Source organism: Pseudomonas asplenii (assembly GCF_001293465.1).
GTDB classification, from domain to species: Bacteria; Pseudomonadota; Gammaproteobacteria; order Pseudomonadales; family Pseudomonadaceae; genus Aquipseudomonas; species Aquipseudomonas fuscovaginae_B.
The window spans coordinates 1-19937 of sequence record NZ_JSYZ01000026.1 but is presented as its reverse complement, the minus strand read 5'-3'; the positions used below and the strand labels follow the sequence as shown (position 1 = coordinate 19937).

Here is a 19937-nt window from a genome sequence, read left to right as displayed (position 1 = left end):
ATGGGTCACCCTTCTTTGTCGAGCGTCCGCGCCAGCGGCAGGGCCAGCCGCCTGTGCCCCGTGGCATCGGCGATTGCGTTGCCCAGGGCGGCCGCCATCGGGCCCTGGACGATTTCAGCCGCGCCCAGGAAAGGTTGACCCGGCTGGTCGATCATGTGCACCTCGACATGCCGGGGTAGTTGAGGAAAACGCAGGATCGGATACCCGCTCCAGTCGTAGCTGCGCACTCCGCCCGCGTCGTAGCTCACCGCTTCGAAGAGGGTCCAGCTGCTCGACTGGACGATGCCGCCTTCGACCTGGTTGCGTAGCCCGTCCGGGTTGACGATCTGCCCGACGTCCACGGCGGTGACCACCCGTTCGATCCCGATTTCGCCGGTTTGCGGGTGGACCTGGATTTCCACGGCAACGGCGCAATACCCCATGATGTTCTTGTAGCGGGCAAAGCCCATGCCGATGCCGCTGCCGGGCACGGCGCCCCGTCGTGGCCAGCCGAATTCATCCCGCGCTCTTTCGATGACGGCCCTTGCCCGAGGGTCGCCGAGATGGGCAAGCCTGAATTCGACAGGATCGACCCCGGCCTGACCGGCCAATTCGTCCAGGCAGGCCTCGATGGCGAACACGTTGATATGCGCCCCCAGCGAGCGCATCGCCGAGGTACGGAACGGCATCTGGGTAATGAAATTCATGTCGATGCTGCTGGAACCCGTCTCGTACAACGGGATCGCGTTGCGGTCACCATCGCCCTCGGGCTGGGCGATCGGAATCGACGGCATCGAGGTGAACGGACGGGCCAGCATCCGGGCCGGTACCAGGCGGCCGGCGTTGGTGATGCGCTCGTTATGCGGCGTCGTCCAGAGTTCGTACTTCCAGTTGCCGATGCGACCGTTGCGGTCCAGGCTGGCCTCAAGCTCGGTGATCATCGCCGAGCTGTAGGGCTCCCAGAGGTTTTCCTGCTCGCGCATCCATTGCACACGCACCGGCACGCCGGGCACGCGCATGGCAATGAGGGCGGCATCGGCGGCGGCGTCATCGGCACCGTTATGCCCGTAGCAACCCGCCCCTTCAACGTGGATACAGCGCACGGCGGTCACCGCCAGGCCGACCATCTCGGCAATCCCGGCACGCAGCGGGAACACGCCCTGGGTATGGGTCCAGACCGTCAGCGTGCCATCCTTGAACCAGGCCAGCGCACAGGACGGCCCGATCGAGCCGTGCATCAGGTAGTGCTTGGTGGCGCGTGCCCGATAGGTCCTGCCGGCAGAAGGACTAGCCGTGCCATCATGCCTGATCGGGTAACGCCGGGACGGCAGACGGGGCAATAGCTGATGAATGATGGCCTGGTCCGGAATCACCTCGCCACCGCTCCAGGTCGCCGATTCATAACCCGCCCGCATGGCCTTCACCGCCTGCCATTCGTCCCCGGCGACCACCGCCAGGTAGTTGCCATCCCTCAGCACAGCGACGACACCTGGCAAATCCTCGATCGCCCGCGCATCGAATGCGGTGAGCTGACTGCCTGGCCGCGGCGGCCGAATCACGCGGGCATGGAGCATCCCCGGCAGCCGCATGTCCTGGACGAACGCGGCGCCCCCGGTGACTTTTGCCGGAATATCGAGGCGAGGAATCGCGTGACCGATGAGCTTGAACTGTTCGGGTGAGATATCCGGTGACCGGGCCTGGGCATACTGGTGCAGATCCACGCCAGCCACCGCATCGGCATAACTCATCCGGGCACCCGAGGGTGCGCTGATCATCGCATCGCCCGTCTTCAGCGTCGCGACGTCCATGCCCCACTGCCTGGCGGCGGAGTCCAGCAGCATCTGCCGAACCTGCGCGGCGGCGTTGAACAGGGCGGTACCGCTGTCGAAAATCGTATGACTGCCGGCCGTGTAGCCCTCGTTCGGCGTCAGGGCAGTGTCGGCCGTCAGGAAATTCACCTTCCCCGGCGCTACGTCCAGGCGCTCCGCAGCGATCTGCAACAGCGCGGTCCTGACCCCAGTACCGAGTTCCACCTTGCCGGTATAGACGGTGATGCCTTCGGCGCCAATCCGGATCCAGGCATCGAGGTAAGGGTTGGTTCGCAGGCTGCCTGGCAGGTCCGGCGCGAGGACGGCAGTGCCGAGCGTGTCGACTTCGGTATCGGCCAATACCTTGCGGGCCGCCGGCATCAGGGTGAATGCCATCAGCAGGCTGCTGCCCTGGAGAAACGCGCGACGACCGAACTCAGTTTTGGACGACATGGATTCCACCGTTTTCAACGACGCGGGTGATGGCTTCAAGGATGCGAAGGTGCGTACCGCAGCGGCACAGGTTGGTTGCCATGTGCGCGCGGATGGTGTCCTCGTCCGGCCGAGGATTCTTCTCCAGCAGGGCCTGGGCACGCATGATCATGCCGGCGATGCAATAGCCACATTGGGCGGCCTGGGTGTCGATGAACGCCTGCTGCAAGGGGCCGGGGCGTTCGGCACTACCCAGGCTCTCCACGGTGCGGATCTGGCGGCCCTCCATTCCCGCGCACGGGGTCACACAGGAGAACACCGGCTGGTCATCGACGATGACGGTGCAGGCCCCGCACTGGCCCAGCCCGCAGCCATACTTGGCGCCGTTGAGTTCCAGGTGGTTACGCAGGGCATAGAGCAATGGCATGTCCGGATCCAGATCCAGGCTATGCACCTTGCCATTGACAGTGAGATTCACGTTGCTCATCGGGTTTCCTCGCGCAGGGCCTGAATGGTCGAGTCCACATCGCGCCACGGCTGATCGGGATTCGCCTGATGCCGCACGAAGGCGGCCAGGGCTGCCAGTTGCCGGTCGCCCAGGCTGGCAGCGAAAGGCGGCATCGCCGGGCCGGGCTCGCCGGGTGTCGGTGGTATGCCTTCCAGGACGGTCTTGATGAAGTTGCGCGCATCGCGCGCCTGGACGGCGGAGGTCGCCGCGAGCGCTGGCCTGCCATCGATCTTGCGCATGGGTGCCGACGCACCGTGGCAGCCGGCACAGGCCCCCTGGAACAGGTCGCGACCGAGATCGGTTGTCGCGGCCGGGGCCGCAATACCCGGTGCCTTGACGGGCGCCCTGGCCTCTTCCGCCGGCAGGCTCAGCAGGTATCCGGCAATCGCTTCGACATCGCTCTGCGGCAGCCGGGCCAGTTCCTGGCTGACCGGGCGCATGGGCCCGGCCGCAGTGCCCTGTTCCGGCACCACGCGAGCCTGCAGATACCCAACCAGTTGCGCCTGGGTCCAGGGATTCTCGCGGCTGGCCAGGCCGAGCAGGGAGGGCGCGGCCCATCCGTCGACCACGCCACCGGAGAGTGCCTGGCTGTCCTTCTGCGCACCGAGGAAGTTCAAGGGGGTATGGCAGCCACCGCAATGGCCCGCGCCCTCGACCAGATAACGCCCGCGATTCCACTGCGGCGACTGTTGCGCTGTCGCTTCGAAGGGGGCCGTAGGCAGGAACAGCAGGTTCCAACCCGACACCAGCGGCCGGATGTTCATCGGGAAGCTCATGCGGTTGGGGGTCGCCGGTTCATGCACCGCCGGCCCGCTCATGAGGTAGCTGTAGGCGTCCGCGATGTCCTGATCGTCGAGCAGGCGATAGTGCTTGTACGGGAAGGCCGGATACAGAAAGTGCCCATCCCGCGACACACCTTCGCGCATGGCCCGCTGGAACGCCTGGAGCGACCACTTGCCAATGCCCGTCTCGGCGTCGGGCGTGATGTTGGTGCTGTAGAGCGTGCCGAACGGCGTCACCAGCGGGAGCCCGCCCGCCAGGTACTTCCCGCCGGGACGGGTGTGACAGACCGCGCAGTCGCCGGCGACCACCACCCTGGCGCCACGGGCAACCTGGGCCGCGTCAAAGGCCGGCGGCCGCTCGATCGGATCGATTGCCGGGCGCCACATCAGCCAGAACGCTACAGCCGCGCCCCCGACTCCGAGTGCCACAGCCGCCGTTGCCAAGAGTTTCCTACAGGACATGGATACCCACCTCGCTCTCCTCGTCTCCCACCTCGGCTTGTTCGGTGCCGATCAGTTGAGGGGGATGAGCCTAAATGAGCCTGGCGCCCCGGAGTATCGGGCCCTCGCGCAAGGAAGCTTTGCTCGTCACGCAACGCTGCCGGCGTTGCGCGACGTGCACAGGTTCGTTGCCGGAAGTGGGTATTCCGGCAACCGGGCCGCCCACATAGGCTGGTGCCTGTCCTTTCAACCCATTCGGAGATGTCGCCATGTCAGCGAGCAGCCCTGAAATTCCTGCTTTCACGTCGGTGCATGCCGACACACCCTCCAACCTGTCCAAGGCACTGGTTGCGTTTCTGGCGTTCTGCTGTGGCGCCGTCGTTGCAAACCTCTACTACGCCCAGCCCATCGTCGAACTGATTGCCCCGAGCATTGGCCTTTCACCTGAACATGCCAGCCTGATCGTCTCGTTGACCCAGTTCGGTTATGCCGCCGGGCTGCTGTTCCTGGTGCCCCTGGCGGACCTGATGGAAAACCGCCGGCTGGTGATCGGCTTTACGCTGGTGGTCGGCGCTTTCCTGGCGGCCGCCGGCTTCGCCCAGTCGCCCTCACTGTTCCTGACAGCCTCGCTGATGATCGGCCTGACCTCGGTCGCCGTGCAGATCCTGGTCCCGCTGGCCGCGCACATGTCCCCCGAAAGCAGCCGCGGTCGAGTGGTCGGGAACATCATGAGCGGCCTGCTGCTCGGCATCCTGCTCGCCCGTCCGGTCTCGAGCCTGTTGTCCGAGTACTTCGGCTGGCGAGGGGTGTTTTACAGCGCCGCGGTCCTGATGGTGGTGATTGCGGCCCTGGTGGCGATGCTGCTGCCTGAACGGCTGCCGAACCATCACACCACCTACCGCCGCCTGATCGGCTCCGTCTTCGGCCTGGCCAGGCAGTACGCGGTTCTGCGTGAACGCTCGCTGTACCAGGGGCTGCTGTTTGCAAGCTTCAGCTTCTTCTGGACCATCGTCCCGATCGAGCTGGTCCGTCACTACGGCTTCAGCCAGAACGGGGTGGCCCTGTTTGCCCTGGTCGGCGCGGTGGGTGCCATTGCCGCGCCCATTGCCGGGCGACTCGCCGACGCCGGCCACGGCCAGGTCAGCACCCTGGTTGCGTTGATACTGGCCCCGGTGGCGCTGTTGCTCGGCGGCATCCCCGGACTGGGCTACCTGGGCCTGGTGGCAGCGGCGATCGCCCTGGACTTCGCGGTGCAACTGAACATGGTCCTCGGCCAGCGTGAAGTCTACGCCCTGGACCCCAACAGCCGCGCACGCCTCAATGCCGTGTTCATGACCAGCATCTTCGTAGGCGGGGCACTGGGTTCGATGGTGGCGAGCCCCCTGTACGAGGGCTTCGGCTGGACCACCGCGATCCTCACTGCAGCGGCGATCCCGGCCCTCGCCCTGGTGATCTTCCTCGCCAGACATGCGGGCAAGCGCTGACCCATAAGGCCCGCAGAGGCTGGCAACAGGACGCCCCGCGTTGCCAGCCTGCGCCAAGCTTCGCTCAAGACCCGCGCGCCCCCACAAGCGCCAGCAACAGCACATGCGTCCTATCCAGCCCACCCTCTCGCCGAATATGATCCAGGCAGCCGCACATCCAGAACGGCTGGGTGACAGCCGCTACGGGTCAGGGAATCTCTTCAACAGAGTCGGAAATATGGATAAGTTTCTCGCGTTGAGCATGTTCGTCGAAACGGTACGCTGCGGTGGCTATTCGGCGGCAGCGCGAAAGCTGGGTGTGGCGACCTCCTCCGTGGCTCGCCAGGTCGCAGCGCTGGAGTCGGACCTGGGCACCACGCTGATCACGCGCAGCACCCGGCAGAACAGCCTGACCAATCTGGGCCAGGCCTACTTCGACAACGCCGTGGCGATCCTCGATGCGCTGGCCGCTGCCGACAGCATGGTGACCGACCGCGGCAGCGAAGCGAAGGGCAAGCTGCGGGTCAGCGTGCCGGTGGAGTTCGGGCGCCGCCTGATTTCCCCGCACCTGGGCCGCTTTCTCGCCAACCATCCGGGGCTTGAGGTCAGCCTGAATCTCAGCGACGAGATGGTCGACCTCTACAAGGATCGCATCGACCTGACCGTGCGCCTGGGCTCGACGGTTTCCAGCGAAGAGGTCATCTGCAGCACCATCGGGCATTTCCAGCGCTGGCTGGTGGCAAGCCCTGCCTACCTCGCGCAGCAGGGTGCACCGACGCAACCGGGCGAACTGACCCAGCACGCGTGCATGCGATTCGACTACGGCGGGCCCATGCGGGACTGGCACTTCGAAATCGACGACGAAACGGTACCGGTCGCCGTACAGGGTCGGATGCAGAGCAACAATGCCGACATCCTTCGGCTGGCGGCCGTCGCCGGGCAGGGAATCGCACTGCTGGCCGACTGGCTGGTGGCCGAGGACGTGCAGCACGGGCGACTGACCCGCCTGCTGCCTGAATACGAGGTCAACCCGACATCGGTCAACGCGTCGATCAATATCGTTTACCTGCCCATCAACCGTGAGTCGACACGCATCAAAGTGTTCGTTCAGTTCATGAAAGAGTTGCTGGACATGGCCTAGTGTCCTGTCTCGGAAATACGTTCTCTTTTGGCGAGTGGCTTGGGTGTTCGGCCAAGGCGCCGCGACGAGTCGTAGCCCAGCTACGGCGAGGAGCGACAACGCCGCATGAGCGCAAAAAGCGCCGCCAGTTATGGTCGTTATTTGTGAAACACCACACTAGCGGCCTGCGCAACGATCCATTGCGCCCGGTGTGGCTTCTGTTGATTCGAACAGCTCCTTACCCTTAAGGTGAACAGATCCTCAAGGGCACTGACCATGGATAATCCCCCCCTGCTGGCGTTTGACCTCCTGGACCCCTGGGGCTGGGTGGCGGTGCGCCGCCTGGCTGTCGCCATGCACCAGGCTGGCAAGAAGTTGGATATCATTTTCCAACCCTGTCGCTCCTCGCTCAGTCGAGCCGCCACCGGGATGACCTACCCCGATTACCTGGAGCGACGCTTCGGAACGGAAGCCGTGGTTCATCAATCACTCGTCGCGGCGGAACTGCGCAAACTCGCGATTGAACCGGGGTTCGGCAAGATCCTCACGGTGCCCGACACGCGCCCCGCGCTGGCTGCCGTGTTGTGGCTGCAACGCAGCGGTAGGCCGGCTCAGGCGTTCGTGGAGCGCGTGTACGAGGCCCTGTTTTGCCAGGCCGAGGATATCGGCGCGCTGTCGACGCTGGAGCGAATACTCGGTCCCGAGGGGGTTGCATTCCGGGACATCGAGGCGTTCATCGAAAGCCAAGCCTTCAGCCAGGAGCTGGATGAAACCGAAGCGATGGCCGCTGCGTGGACGGGACGTGTCATTCCGTCAGTGCGCATCAATGGAACGGTCGTGTACGGCGCGCAGACACCCGGTGTGTTGGCGCCGATGTTTGCCTGAGGGGTTGCGGAACGCCTTGATGAAGATGCGGAACGCCTGACGGTTTCACTGATCGAACGGTCAATCGCCCAGAAACGAAAAAGCCCCGAAGATTCGGGGCCTTGACAGCGTGCAAGATGGCGGAGGCGCAGAGATTCGAATTCTTGTCTAAGGTGCCACCACAAAAAGACAGAGTTCCTGATCAGTCGCTCTACATCGTGCAGACGATGAACGATAGTAGCCCTGGGGGCTTTCGCACAAACTCTGAAGCTCCTCAGGCATGCAGCCGACTTCACTCTAGACATCGACTTGGGCTTCAGCCTTCGTACTTTCTGGTCGCTCAGAAAGGGGCTCCCACTAGCTTCTAATAACAGCTCGGGACGCAGTGTATAACTCACATACCTCGTTCTTGCAGCCCTCCAACGAGTTAGCGTTAAAGAATCTCATCTTGTCGCCTCCGAGCCATCCACACCGTATAAAACCTTCCCTTCCACCACCGAGCGCCAAGCCGCCCGAGCCGGGTAAACCAGAGAGGGGTCGGACAGCCGACTTTGTGCATGCTTCTTGAGATGATCCAACGAACAGTAGGCACTGGTGACAGCCTCTTCAGTTGGCAACCCGTAAGCTATTCCTTTGGTAGAGTCCCAGCTTTTGCTCAAAAACTCGAGCGCGAAACGATCCAGGCTACGATCATTCCTCTTTAAAGTGTTGAAAAGAAATCCACATTGCTTTGGGGCAAGGCGAGCAAGCGTCCACATAATGAAACCAGGACAATTTTGATGGAGCAGTTCTCTCCGGCTACCCGACTCAATCACATTGCGGGCAAAAGCGGTGACCAAGCTGTCCTTAAGATTATCATTCAGATTGAATGAATCCCCATGGCATTTATGACTATCTAGGTAGCTTCTCCGAAAAATCTCCGCTGCGCAGGTAAGCGCGTAGGGTTCCATAACGATCCCCTCAAGAATAGAAGTGAAATTTCCTGCTCGGGCGGCACCTATGATCTGTGAAATTGCCTTAAGAGCTAGATCCTCGATTCCGGCACTGAAGATCACGTGCCTAGATTTAGCACGTTTAACAAACAATGATGTATCGACCAGCCTGGCAATTGACAAACATGTACTTTCAAGATGATCTACTTCTCCACTCGGCAACGAAGCCCCCACCTCCCCCAGCATTTCGACAAACTCATAGCAATTATCTATGGTAAGTTGAGAAATGATACGTTCCCTGTGACCTGAGTCTTGAAGATAATGTCTAGCCGCCTTGATACTTACATCATCATCAGTAAGACTTAGCTGCAGTGCAATAATAAGTCTTGAAGGGTGGGAAATTACACCATCAGCGTACTCGCCCCTTCCCAGCGAATGACCATCCTCCGCCGACGCAACATCTGGAAATAGGAAGTGAACAATTTTCGTCACCGCAGCGCCCGGACAGGAACTATATGCGCGCTTTCGCTCTTCAGTACCACCTTTGATAAGATCGTCCGAGTCTCCAATTTCAAATCCATTACTGGAAAGTCGCCCAACAAATAATTGCGGGCTCCGTTTAAGAAGATCGAAAACTGCAGGCGCCCTAACCGAAAGTGCAGCCAGCCCCAGAATGTCCGAAAACACGATTTCGCCCCTTAGCAACGGTTCCATGAGACGAACACTGTTAAAGACACGGGCGATATCACGGGGCTGGCCCAGCAACTCCCTTAACCCAGAGTAATAGAGGAAGCTCAAGCGCTTGTCTTGAGCTTCGAAATATTTACCGAAAACCTCTGCATCTAGGCTCTCCAATGCATTATTAAAAAGCCTCCCGCGTGCACTGAGTGACAAATTCGGCAGCGGCATCCTCACTTGTACTATCTTATCTAAATATGAACCGGCATGCGGAACATTCAGATTTTGCAGAGCCTTGCTAACGTACTCTGAATCCCAAGCCACCACATAGCCGATTTGGGGTAACTCACCCACAGCTTTGATAATACGGATCATTTCGAATACTTCGGACGGGAACAGCCGATCAATATCATCAATGAACACGATAACCGGCCGGTTAAACGCTCTCAGCGCGACTTCGACCTTCTGCTTGTAGGCCTCAATGTCAGGCGTCTTGTATTCAGAAACCGCTCCCGCCGCATCTCCTGCTGCTTCAATGACCGATTTGATCATTGATGCCCAAGGCTCCGCTCCTGGTACCAACTTCACTAAGTCGAAGACCTTTGAATAGGCCTTGAGTTCCTTTGCGACTTTCTTCCCATCGCGACTGTGATCGCTAAGCTTAATTGACTTCGAAATACTGGAGAGAAACTGACGCAGCAAAGCATCCTTATCGCCAATCAACCATGGATTGAAATGAACAATAACAGGGCGAGTCGCTTCGGCATCCCTCAGTAGGAGTGCCTGAATCATTGCAAGCGTCGAGCTTTTCCCACTCCCCCACGGGCCCTCGATCGATAAAACGAACCCAACTGAACTGGAAACCTTGCGTAGCGCGGAAGCGGCGATACTCGCAAAGCCTTCTCTAGATAGCTGGTCCTTCTCTAGGGCAATATCAGGTTGAAGAGGAAGATCGAAGTCGATTTTTGTATCATCGACATTTGAGTTTTGAGGCATAATTTTTTTCCCACGACCGCACCAATCTAGGCTCAGGCCGTACTAAATTAGTGCGAGCAGGATCGAGATAGGCCGCTCCAGGCAGCGTTCATAACGGATCAGGGTTTCAATCTCACGTGGATATGCGAAATCTCTCCACCATCAGGTACCTCCTTGACCTCGATAAAGGGTTGATTTCGAACCAGTTCGCCCAGCTTTGAAAAACCATAATTTCGAGCATCAAACGAGGCGTTGTTCTTGATGATGTAGGTGCCTACTGCAGCCAAAGGGGCCCACCCATGATCGCGAGCTTTTTGTTCAATGGCCTGACCAAGAATCTCACGGAGGTCTGGCAAATCTTCGATGACCAGAGGCACAGCAGTAGACTGTGAACTCTTCAAAACCTCGAAGAAGATAAACTTATTGCAGGCAGCGATGAATGCTTCAGGAGTTTTTCGCTCGCCTAGCCCATATACGAGTTTTCCAGCTTCTCTTAACCGCGTTGCCAAACGTGTGAAATCACTGTCGCTGGAAACGATGCAGAAACCGTCCACGTTCCCCGCGTACAACAGATCCATGGCATCAATGATGAAAGCCGAGTCGGTAGAGTTTTTTCCCTGCGTGTAGGCAAACTGCTGGATGGGTTGAATGGCGTGCTTGTGCAGCTGGTTTTTCCATCCGATCAGGTTTGGCGTTGTCCAGTCGCCGTACGCTCTTTTGATTGTTGCAGTGCCGTACTTAGCCACTTCCTCCAGCAGTTCCTTGACAACGGTTGCGGACGCGTTATCAGCGTCGATGAGCACCGCCAATCGGATAGGGTCGATATTGGCCACAGTGACTTCCTTTTCTATTGAATGATCACATTTTGATGCTATCCAACTTGGCGAACTTCGTCCACATATTGACCTACACAGGTCAGGTGCTTATACAAGCCAGGACGAGCTTATTAAATCCACCGTAACGCCTGCTGCAGAGCTGCATATTTCGGCGTACATACAATCGTGCCGACCGCGTATTGAATCCGAACGAGGCCCGCTCGGATTAGCTCTATGCATCACATCACCTATCCTCCCTGCGCCAGCAACATGCAAAACTTGAGCCAATATGCTCGAACCTCGCACGAGAAGTCGTATCGCTTAAGGGCGTAGTGGGAGTTCACCATGGGCTCGGCAAGGTTAATGATCTAGAGTACGGAGTTGAAACCATAGGGCTGGCGAAGGATCAAAAGCCGCACCAGTGCCTTCATGGCACTGGTAGAGCTCACTGCAATTGAACAGTAACAACGGTCACTTGCGTCATTGAACTGGCACACACTCCGTCGGCAGCATGAGCCCCGGCACATCTCGCCATCTGATCCAAGCCTCGTTCTGCCAGTGCAGCAGACTGACCGCATGACCTGCCCAGTGCAGCGAACTGAGGCTGGGCCCTTTCTTGGCGGTGCCTACCGGAGTACTTCGCAACGTTGGAATGACTTCATGGGTCAGCCATCGCCGCAGACTTTGGTTTTCCGGGATGTGATGGTGAATCATCAAGGCGTACATGCCCGACTCGCTGACCATCAGGGTTTCCTGGATGACTCCGTGGTAGTTCAGCCAGAGCATGCGCCGTTGATCGCTGTCGAGCTTACGGGTCAGGCGTTCGTCCAGTGAACGCCCCATCAAACGCCCAAGGTCGGTCACGCTGAACCAGGCTTGTGATTCCAGCATCAGGGCATGGATAAAACGATTGTGACGAATGAAGCGGGCAGGTTCGAAGTGTTCATTCATATTGATTCCCCAACTAGTCGCGTTGAAACCGCCTCCCGACGCCAATCAGGGTGGGCGGGGTCGTATGGGTTGGCGTACCGGCTAGTTGGACCCGGCGCATCCGAAGATGCCCACATACGGCCCGCCCATAACAGACAGCCACACGCAGGACACGAAAGCCGCGATCGCGGCTTTGTGCCTTCCAAACCAGCCAGGACGCCAATCCTGTATCGCTGAAACTCAGCGACATCTAGACCTTAACGCTCGGTGGTCGGTTGGAGATATCGGATATGTGAGCACATATCGTACGAAAAGTCTTGGATGAGGCCGTGCGCTTCACCCAGAAACGAAAAAGCCCCGAAGATTCGGGGCCTTGACAGTGTGCAAGATGGCGGAGGCGCAGAGATTCGAACTCTGGGACCTGTTACAGTCGGCAGTTTTCAAGTCCACAGATTTATCTATAAAAATCATAGTGTTACAGAAAAAAATTCCGCAACAGAAGATGCTTTCCTCCCCTGAAAGCCTCAATCTACAAGGCCGATTATTAAAGTTACGGAACTGATTCCTCCGTCTCCAGGATCCGCCTTTGAGTGTGAGTTCAACCAGTCAAGAGTAGCCGTTTAGGTCCCGTGGCGGCACTTCACAGATACCTGCTACCGACCAGAAGCAGGCCTCCGCTAGACACCATATATAACCAACATCAGCAGCCACCTACATTTCAAACCCGTAGAACAAAAGAAAATATCAGGCAGACCATTTCATCACCTTAAGCCAAATATCACATATCAAGTGACACGCTTTCGAGCGAAGTCACTCTTGACATCAAAAGCTTTATATCAGCGCTCGGATACATATCCAACTCTGACTGAATGAAATTCATTATTGCTGGTATTTCCCCATCCGATGGAACAAATATGTACTTTACGTCGCTTGGCAAGAAACGCAGCTTGCAGAACGTTGCGGTTTTACTGTTACTTTCCTCCAATCTACCTTCCAGTTGATACTCTTTAAAGCTTAGGTACTCATCTATCTCCTCACTCTGAGGCACATAACGCCACTCGGATTCCTGATAAAAGTCTTTTTGCAACGGCTCTCCAGAAATAATCATTCGCCCTTTTGTTGGCTTAGAGTGGGCAAGTATGTACCTGACGCTCTTCAACCCTTCCTGCTTTTCCTTTTCATCCAATTCAACCACTACATCAGTGAGCTTTCTTATCGCGCCATGAAGTGGATTGTCACCTGTAAAATAAATTACTGGATTTAAATTGTTCTTTGCCCCCCACTCTTTGGTTAGGCCGATACCAAATGAACCATAAAAACCAACATGCTCTGAAATTCTACTCATTGGTATATCGCAAAAGCATACCATCGGAAAGGCTATGAAATCATTGGCTTTACGCCCTTGCCACTGTACATCTTCAAGGCAGTACCTAGGCCAAAAACCTTCCTTAAGCACAGCCTTTAAGATATCCATATTTTTCGTGAAGTGAAATAAAGAAACTGACCTAGGTTGCAATTCTCAGACCCTCAATGGATTTTTTATGTTTAGCCAGATGCAGATAATGAGTCGATGGATCATTTTTTGCAAGAGGGAAAGCTTCTAACAGCTTCAAAAGGAAAGTCACTTCACCTATTTAGTCGAAGCAGCTAAAAGACCAACCCCGCTCGCGCATAGCTTTTGATGCCAATACATGAAAAAATTTCCGAAAAGTAAAATCGTATGCTAGTGTCAAGCCTTACAACATAAATTTTACAATAAGGCCAACCAATGAAGAAACTATTCCCAGGGTATTTTGCCAACGCCAGCCAGGATATTGAAAATTTATGGCAGAATTGCATTTTTGTATTCGACGCAAACGTTTTACTGAGCCTCTATCGATATTCTGATTCTACCCGCTCTGAACTTCTCAAAGTTTTTGATGCACTATCGGAACGCATATGGATACCTCACCAAGTTGCCTATGAATACCTCACCAACAGACTGATCGTCATAGGCGACCAAGCAAAATTTTATGATGATGCGATAAAGCGAATCGACGGCCTAAAGAAACTACTGGAGAATATCAACCAGCATCCATTTGTAACCCAAGGAACACTGGAAGACTCTTGCGTTATTTTTGAAAGATTAACAAATGAACTAACCGAGAACCGACGGATTCATGACAAAAGGATAACTCAAGATGAGATTAAGGATAAGTTACAGGAAGTTATCTCCAATAACGTAGGCGATAGCTATTCAAAGGAAAAACTGGAAGAGATTATATTAAGTGGCAAGGCTCGATATGACGAAAGAATACCTCCTGGGTTTGGCGACACAAAAAAGGGAGGGGAATCCACTCTTTTTATTGATAGATGCAAACCATACGGTGACTATGTTGTCTGGCTGCAAATGTTGGATCACGCAAAAGAACTAAATAAACCAATGATATTTGTCACTGGGGATGTAAAGGAAGATTGGTGGACCGTTTTCCAAGGAAAAACTTTAGGACCTCACCCCTCACTCATTCAGGAGTTTTTATCGGAAACGGGCAACGGTTTCTATATGTATACTCCTGATAAATTTTTAGAGCGCGCGAGCACCTACTTAGATCAAGCAGCCTCTGAAAAATCCGTACAAGAAATTAGAGACTTGCAAAAAGAGGATGAGATCGACGCTAGTATTTATGACAACTCCATAAATTCGCTTTGGCCTGAGAAAATCAAAACCGCCAGTACATCCAAACCAAATCTTCATCATTCTAAAACTCAAACACCGGAAGCCGTTTTCACATCTAACTTAGCAGACATTGCATGGGGTAAAATAAATATCCATAAAAAACCCCCAAGTCATACCCCACCAACCTCAGCGATTAGCGATCTTATTTCTCGCATAGACACTTTACAAGCGAAACGCTCTGACTTGAAAATTCGTTACCTTCAGATCAAACTCGATGAAAATCTGGACACTCACCAACAAAACTTGATAAGTTTTATGCTTCAAGATCTAGAAAAATCTATAGAGGCCACAAAGGCTGAACTGAAGGAAATCCTGCTAAACAACACAGTTGAGTAAGTTGATTTTTTGGGGGTTATTTCCAATATAGTGAGAGGCAGCAACTGGCCGAAAGCTGCCTCTCACGACCGCGTACTCTGGGGCGTTAGCGCTCAGTCGCGATCAGCTTGCGAACCAACATAATCATTCGTAAAACTGCGACTAATGACCGGCCAGCAATACGCCCGATGATGGATTGGACCTATTTACCCTAAAACCCTTTCTCTACATGCCTTACAGACGAACCGATAAGGATTCGTACCATTTTTGTACCACCGGCCCAACTAGTGCAGGGTAGAAAGATAGCAACCCGCTGCACGGAGATGGTGTTCAGTCACAGCCTGAAACAACGACTCAACCAGCACCCGCAGGCGCTCTACCTCTAGAGGAGCCGCGTTGGATTTCGCAATCTCGTAGCACCGCAAAGCATCAATAGCCTGCTGGATCAGCAACTCACTTGCCCTGATTTCTCGGTCCAACTCTCGTTCCATCTCCTGCCCCCCACCCATGCGACGCCATCAACAAGCTAAGCCCACCCACCACCACCGCCATCAGTCCTGTCTGTGAATAGCTTCAGGCAAGCCAGAAATGGGTAATGCGAAATTTCCCTATAGGCTGCACTCGGTCGACTCAGCCGAAAAGTCGGCCCTAGAGCAGAAAGCAAGCGCCGAAGATTGGATCTGCTCTAGAGCATACTTGTTACTCTATAACCCCGCCAAGATGGCAAGAGGCCATTGCGCTTACAGTTTAGCTTTAGGTACAGTCGGAGCTTAGATCAAGGAGAGAGCGACCATGAAATCAATGCGCGACCAGCTATATGGAATCAAGAGAAAAATAAAGAAGGACTCTAAAGTTACTCTTGTACTACCAAGCGAATTCACCTTCAATAGAAGCGAAATAAAACACTTTGACCAAGTATTGTCAGTATTCAACTGGAAGCTACGAAACGTTCCAGTTGAAATTGACTTTCGCTCATGCAGCAGTGCAAACTATCAGGCCGCATCTTTATTAATCCTGTATTGCTGGAGACTAAAACAGCAAGGGTGCACTGTATCAATTCTATTAGAAAATGAAGCAGATCCTAACGGCAGTAGAGTTTGGAGAATGCTAGGCGCGCAAGGGTTGTTTGCAGTTTGCACGGACCCAAAAGTAAATTTCAATTCAAACGAGCACAAACCTCTTTTTGCCATCAGAAACTCAGACGACTTTAAGTCAGCACTGAAATCTATGGACGACTTCACCCTAAACTTCGGGGTCGAATATCAAAAAACCTTAAGATATGTAATATCTGAACTTTTATATAACGTACATGAACATGGCGCATCAGACTTTCACTGGAAGGGCAAAAGATACCCCACACCATCACTATTGCAATTCACATGGTATGAAAGAGCAAACGAACTACACTTCATTGTTGGCGACATAGGAATCGGCATAAAAAACCATATCAGCAAGGCTTACCCAGGAATTTCAACTGACGAAGAGGCTATTCGACTAGCCATCCAACCTGAAATATCTGGAACTTTCACCACCAAAGATCCATACGAGACACGCAACAACGCGGGCATGGGGCTATTTATATCATCAAACATTCTAAAAAAACTACGCGGCGACATGCACATCATATCTGGCCGCGGAGCCGTCCATATATCACCAACAGATACAACTGCAAAAACCTTAGAGACAACCTGGCCGGGTACATTTGTACTGGTAACAGTACGACTTGATCGCGGTACGGAATTCGCATTAGATGCAATGATGAGTGAGTTCCGCGATCATGCCAAAGCTGAAATCGCCGCGAGAACCAATGCGGCAACCACACAGCAATTATATGTCGGCATGTATAATTATTTTGGGAAAAATGCAGACCTCAAGTCGGAAGCCATTAGATACAGAGACAAATACATAATCCACGCACTCTCTGAAGGAAAATCACTCCTATTAGATTTTGTAGATGTAGACTCATCAACGCACAGTTTCCTTAACGCCCTACTAGCCACACCAATAAGGCGCCTAGGCTTAATTGCATACAAAAAAATCAGAATAATAAACGCAACAAACGAAATCAGGGAGACGATAGATTATATTCTTGATGACAACACTAGTGATGGTGTCGCGCCAAATTCAAATCATGAAGAGTAACTTCACCCACACGAGCAAAGTCTATGAACAACAAGAACTTCTGTGCCCTCTGTGAAAAGCCAATTGAAATTTCCAACAACTCTCGCGAGCACATTATTCCGCAATCAATCGGTGGTCGACGCAAAATCCGCTCATTCATTTGCATCGATTGCAATAGCCGTTCGGGTGACAGTTGGGATGCTGAGATCTGGCAGCAGTTTTCCCACGTAGCCATGATGCACGGTGTTGAACGAGAAAGAGGAGACCCGTCGGATATCAAGATTCAGACTATCGACGGGAAACACTACCTCTTGCTTCCTGATGGCAGTATGACAATACCAAATGCAATCTATCAGACCGAGCCGAGCGAAAAAGGTTTGAGAATCCATATCACAGCAAGGGATGAGTTAACAGCTCATAAAATGGTTCGTCAGGTTGCGAAAAAGAACCCTAAGGTAGATGCTGCTTCATTTTTGAGAGGCATGACAGTAACTGAGACTCCCCTTGAGACCCCCATAACCTTTTCAGCTCAATTTGGCGGAGAACTTGCGGGGCGCTCAATGGTCAAAACTGCTGTCGCATTAGCAGTAGCTTCCGGTGTTAGTGTTCAGTCCTGCGATACAGCGATGCAGTACTTAAAAAACGATACTGCAACACCGCCCTACGCTTTCTTTTATCTGCGAAATTTGGTCATGAACCGACCATCAACTCACGCCTTTAATTGTGTAAGCGTTCTCAGCATCCCTTCTAAGCGAAAACTTTTAGGTTATGTTGAGTATTTTTCCATGTCGCGAATCGCGATCATCCTAAGTGAACAATATGATGGCCCCATGGTGAATGCCACTTACTCCTTCAATCCCGCCAGTAACTCTGAGCTCGACCTTAACGTGGACCTCAACCTTTCCGAAAATGAGTTAGAGCTGATCAGAACCAATCAAGCATTTACAAGTGAAACCTATGCTGCCGCTCTCAAAGCAGGATTCGACATAATTTATAACCGCAGCCAGTCTAGACATTTAGAACGAGAGGCAAGCAATGCTTTCGAATACGTGTGTAAAACCATGGAAATTCCGAAAGAAGGCATAATTCCACTCGAACGTGCGCAAGAATTCTCTAAGCTTTTCGCTGATTATTTCGTATCGAAAATTTCGCATATGATTCGCCATTAATCATCACTCCATCTTCAACTCTCAGACCTGCTACAACTTACGGGCACAGGTTTTACAGGACTCGCACATTGATAGTTAAAACAACCCGCCTAGCGCGGCCGGCTCCCAGTTCATGATCACCAGCTCACCCGTCACCTCGGCCTTTCCCTGCCGCTGATTGGCCGTGGTGTAGCGGATATCCACCGTCTCGAAATGGAAGCCCTCAAACACCTGGCGGATGGCCGGGTGGTCGTTGATACTAACCATCACCTTGCCTTTGCAGCGCCGCATGAAGTCCGCCATCCGTTCGTACTCCTCGAACGGGAAGTCGACACCATAGCCGGCCGTCTGCCAGTAAGGTGGGTCCATGTAGTGGAAGGTGTGTGCCCGATCATAGCGCTCGGCGCACTCAAGCCAGGGCAGGTTCTCGACGTACGTGCCGGCGAGACGCTGCCACGCGGCCGAGAGGTTCTCCTCGATCCGCAGCAGGTTGATGGCCGGCCCGGTGGTCGCGGTGCCGAACGTCTGGCCAGAGACCTTGCCGCCGAACGCGTGCTGCTGCAGGTAGAAAAACCGGGCCGCGCGCTGGATGTCAGTCAGCGTTTCGGGGCGGGTCATCTTCTGCCACTCGAAGACCTGCCGTGAGGACAGCGCCCACTTGAATTGGCGCACGAACTCCTCGAGATGGTTCTGCACAACGCGATACAACGTCACCAGGTCGCCGTTGAGGTCGTTCAGAACCTCCACGGGCGCAGCCTGGGGACGCATGAAGTAGAGCGCGGCACCGCCGGCAAATACTTCGACGTAGCATTCATGGGGAGGAAAGAGAGGGATGAGGCGGTCGGCCAGGCGGCGTTTGCCGCCCATCCAGGGAACAATCGGAGAGGACATTGAGAGCAAGACCTTTACTGTATAGATAAACAGGTGCTAGGCTCCTCGCGCTTTGTGCACGAAGCAGGAGCCTTGGCTGGACCTTGCAGGGATCAGCTGCGGGGGACGGCGGCCGGAACGGGTGCAGCAACACCCAGACCGGCCGCTCCTTTTATTGCGGAGTTGAAACTTCCTTCACGTAGGCCTGACAGGCCTGCAGCGCGATCAGTCCTTGATCGCCGTCGTCGGTGATTCCGACAATTCGTTGAGCATGCGCCGGGTCAAGTCTGGCGCGCGGGGCTGCATGAACCACGCTGCCGGCGGCGGTGGTGGTTGGCACCGCACATCCGGCGGCAGGGTCGCTCCGATCGAGGAGGACTGACAGCCGCAGATCGGCAGTAGCAAGGCGATCGCGCAGGCGAGCCTGATTCTGTTGCACATCGTTCAATTCCTTCGAATGGATCTGATCACTGGTCTGAAGCCGCTGCTCCAGGGCCAGGCGCTTGTCCTGCTCGGCACGCTGCAGCGCGGCCGAGGCGAGGGACTGCTCGTTGAGCGCGTCCGCCTGCAGTCGGGCCTGATGCTCCAACTGCTGGCCGTAGCGCCAGTTCTGAACCTGCCAGGACGCAACCGCCGAACCACCGGCCACCAGGGCCAGCAGCACGACGAATGCCGCCAGGCGGTAAGGTGCTGGGATCAGTTCGAGGAGGCGCATAACACTGCCCTCGCCCGCGCCCAGATCTGCAGGCGATCCTCCAGACCGTTCAGACCGCCATTGATCCGGCGGGTAATGCTGTTGAACTGGTCGGCATCGGCCAGCTCGTTGAGCCCCTGCTGCTGCCAGAACCACGCGGCCGACTCAGCGGCCCACTGTGGCTGCTCAAGCAGCTCAGGCTGCTGCAGCAGACGTTCGTCGCCGAACAGCGCAACACTGCACTGGCGATAGTTGGAACGGCCAGTGATCTGGATCAGCCCGCGACCGCGATAGCGCTGGCCATCACCGTCGGCGGCCGGGGTGTTGCCCAGGCGAGCAGCGAGGG

16 protein-coding genes are annotated in these 19937 nt (G+C 55.1%); 6 read left to right on the top strand and 10 right to left on the bottom strand.

The window, feature by feature from the left end; all coding sequences use genetic code 11:
* Positions 1 to 5: 5 nt before the first annotated feature.
* Genes PF66_RS27725 through PF66_RS27715 form a run of 3 tightly spaced genes read right to left on the bottom strand, consistent with a single transcriptional unit; the run spans position 6 to position 3896 of the window.
* A complete protein-coding gene (locus tag PF66_RS27725) occupies positions 6 to 2240 on the bottom strand; it encodes a xanthine dehydrogenase family protein molybdopterin-binding subunit (RefSeq protein ID WP_054064445.1) in 2235 nt (744 codons plus the stop codon).
* A complete protein-coding gene (locus PF66_RS27720) occupies positions 2224 to 2706 on the bottom strand; it encodes a (2Fe-2S)-binding protein (protein WP_054058101.1) in 483 nt (160 codons plus the stop codon). The genes PF66_RS27725 and PF66_RS27720 overlap by 17 nt, the downstream gene beginning before the upstream one ends.
* Positions 2703 to 3896, bottom strand: coding sequence for a c-type cytochrome (locus PF66_RS27715; RefSeq protein WP_425357921.1), 1194 nt, complete (start codon positions 3894 to 3896; stop codon positions 2703 to 2705). Before PF66_RS27715 ends, PF66_RS27720 begins: the two co-directional genes overlap by 4 nt.
* A gap of 323 nt (positions 3897 to 4219) precedes the next feature.
* Here PF66_RS27715 and PF66_RS27705 point away from each other — a divergent pair, with 323 nt between their 5' ends.
* From PF66_RS27705 to PF66_RS27695, 3 genes are all read left to right on the top strand, one after another.
* On the top strand, positions 4220 to 5434 hold the full coding sequence (locus PF66_RS27705; RefSeq protein WP_054064442.1) for an MFS transporter: 1215 nt from the start codon (positions 4220 to 4222) through the stop codon (positions 5432 to 5434).
* Positions 5435 to 5651: 217 nt separating this feature from the next.
* Positions 5652 to 6554, top strand: a complete 903-nt coding sequence (locus tag PF66_RS27700; RefSeq protein ID WP_054064441.1) for a LysR family transcriptional regulator — start codon at positions 5652 to 5654, stop codon at positions 6552 to 6554.
* Positions 6555 to 6809: 255 nt separating this feature from the next.
* Positions 6810 to 7418, top strand: a complete 609-nt coding sequence (locus PF66_RS27695) for a DsbA family oxidoreductase (protein WP_054064440.1) — start codon at positions 6810 to 6812, stop codon at positions 7416 to 7418.
* Positions 7419 to 7840: 422 nt separating this feature from the next.
* On the opposite strand, the gene PF66_RS27690 is transcribed toward PF66_RS27695, so the two are convergent.
* From PF66_RS27690 to PF66_RS27675, 4 genes are all read right to left on the bottom strand, one after another.
* Positions 7841 to 10003: a KAP family P-loop NTPase fold protein gene (locus PF66_RS27690; RefSeq protein WP_054064439.1), complete on the bottom strand. Its 2163-nt coding sequence runs from the start codon at positions 10001 to 10003 to the stop codon at positions 7841 to 7843.
* A 98-nt stretch (positions 10004 to 10101) separates the two neighbouring features.
* Positions 10102 to 10815, bottom strand: coding sequence for an NYN domain-containing protein (locus PF66_RS27685; RefSeq protein WP_054064438.1), 714 nt, complete (start codon positions 10813 to 10815; stop codon positions 10102 to 10104).
* Between the two features lie 462 nt (positions 10816 to 11277).
* A complete protein-coding gene (locus PF66_RS27680) occupies positions 11278 to 11748 on the bottom strand; it encodes a BRO-N domain-containing protein (protein ID WP_054064437.1) in 471 nt (156 codons plus the stop codon).
* Positions 11749 to 12505: 757 nt separating this feature from the next.
* Entirely contained in the window at positions 12506 to 13201 is a 696-nt protein-coding gene (locus PF66_RS27675; RefSeq protein WP_241494466.1) for an abortive infection system antitoxin AbiGi family protein, read from the bottom strand.
* A gap of 294 nt (positions 13202 to 13495) precedes the next feature.
* Here PF66_RS27675 and PF66_RS32345 point away from each other — a divergent pair, with 294 nt between their 5' ends.
* The 3 genes from PF66_RS32345 (at position 13496) to PF66_RS32335 (ending at position 18048) form a co-directional block, all read left to right on the top strand.
* Positions 13496 to 14779 (top strand): PIN-like domain-containing protein, encoded by a 1284-nt coding sequence (locus tag PF66_RS32345; protein WP_081009927.1) that lies wholly within the window; start codon positions 13496 to 13498, stop codon positions 14777 to 14779.
* A 771-nt stretch (positions 14780 to 15550) separates the two neighbouring features.
* Positions 15551 to 16900: an STAS-like domain-containing protein gene (locus PF66_RS32340; RefSeq protein WP_081009926.1), complete on the top strand. Its 1350-nt coding sequence runs from the start codon at positions 15551 to 15553 to the stop codon at positions 16898 to 16900.
* A gap of 23 nt (positions 16901 to 16923) precedes the next feature.
* Positions 16924 to 18048, top strand: a complete 1125-nt coding sequence (locus PF66_RS32335; protein ID WP_081009925.1) for an HNH endonuclease — start codon at positions 16924 to 16926, stop codon at positions 18046 to 18048.
* Between the two features lie 75 nt (positions 18049 to 18123).
* Here the strand turns inward: PF66_RS32335 and PF66_RS27660 are convergent, their stop codons facing one another.
* The 3 genes from PF66_RS27660 to PF66_RS27650 form a co-directional block, all read right to left on the bottom strand.
* Positions 18124 to 18918 (bottom strand): DNA adenine methylase, encoded by a 795-nt coding sequence (locus PF66_RS27660; protein ID WP_054064434.1) that lies wholly within the window; start codon positions 18916 to 18918, stop codon positions 18124 to 18126.
* 151 nt (positions 18919 to 19069) lie between these two features.
* Complete coding sequence (locus tag PF66_RS27655; protein WP_054064433.1) at positions 19070 to 19612, bottom strand: lysis system i-spanin subunit Rz; 543 nt, start codon at positions 19610 to 19612, stop codon at positions 19070 to 19072.
* A partial coding sequence (locus PF66_RS27650) for a glycoside hydrolase family 19 protein (protein ID WP_342633335.1) occupies positions 19594 to 19937 on the bottom strand: 344 nt, incomplete at its 5' end. The genes PF66_RS27655 and PF66_RS27650, both read right to left, overlap by 19 nt.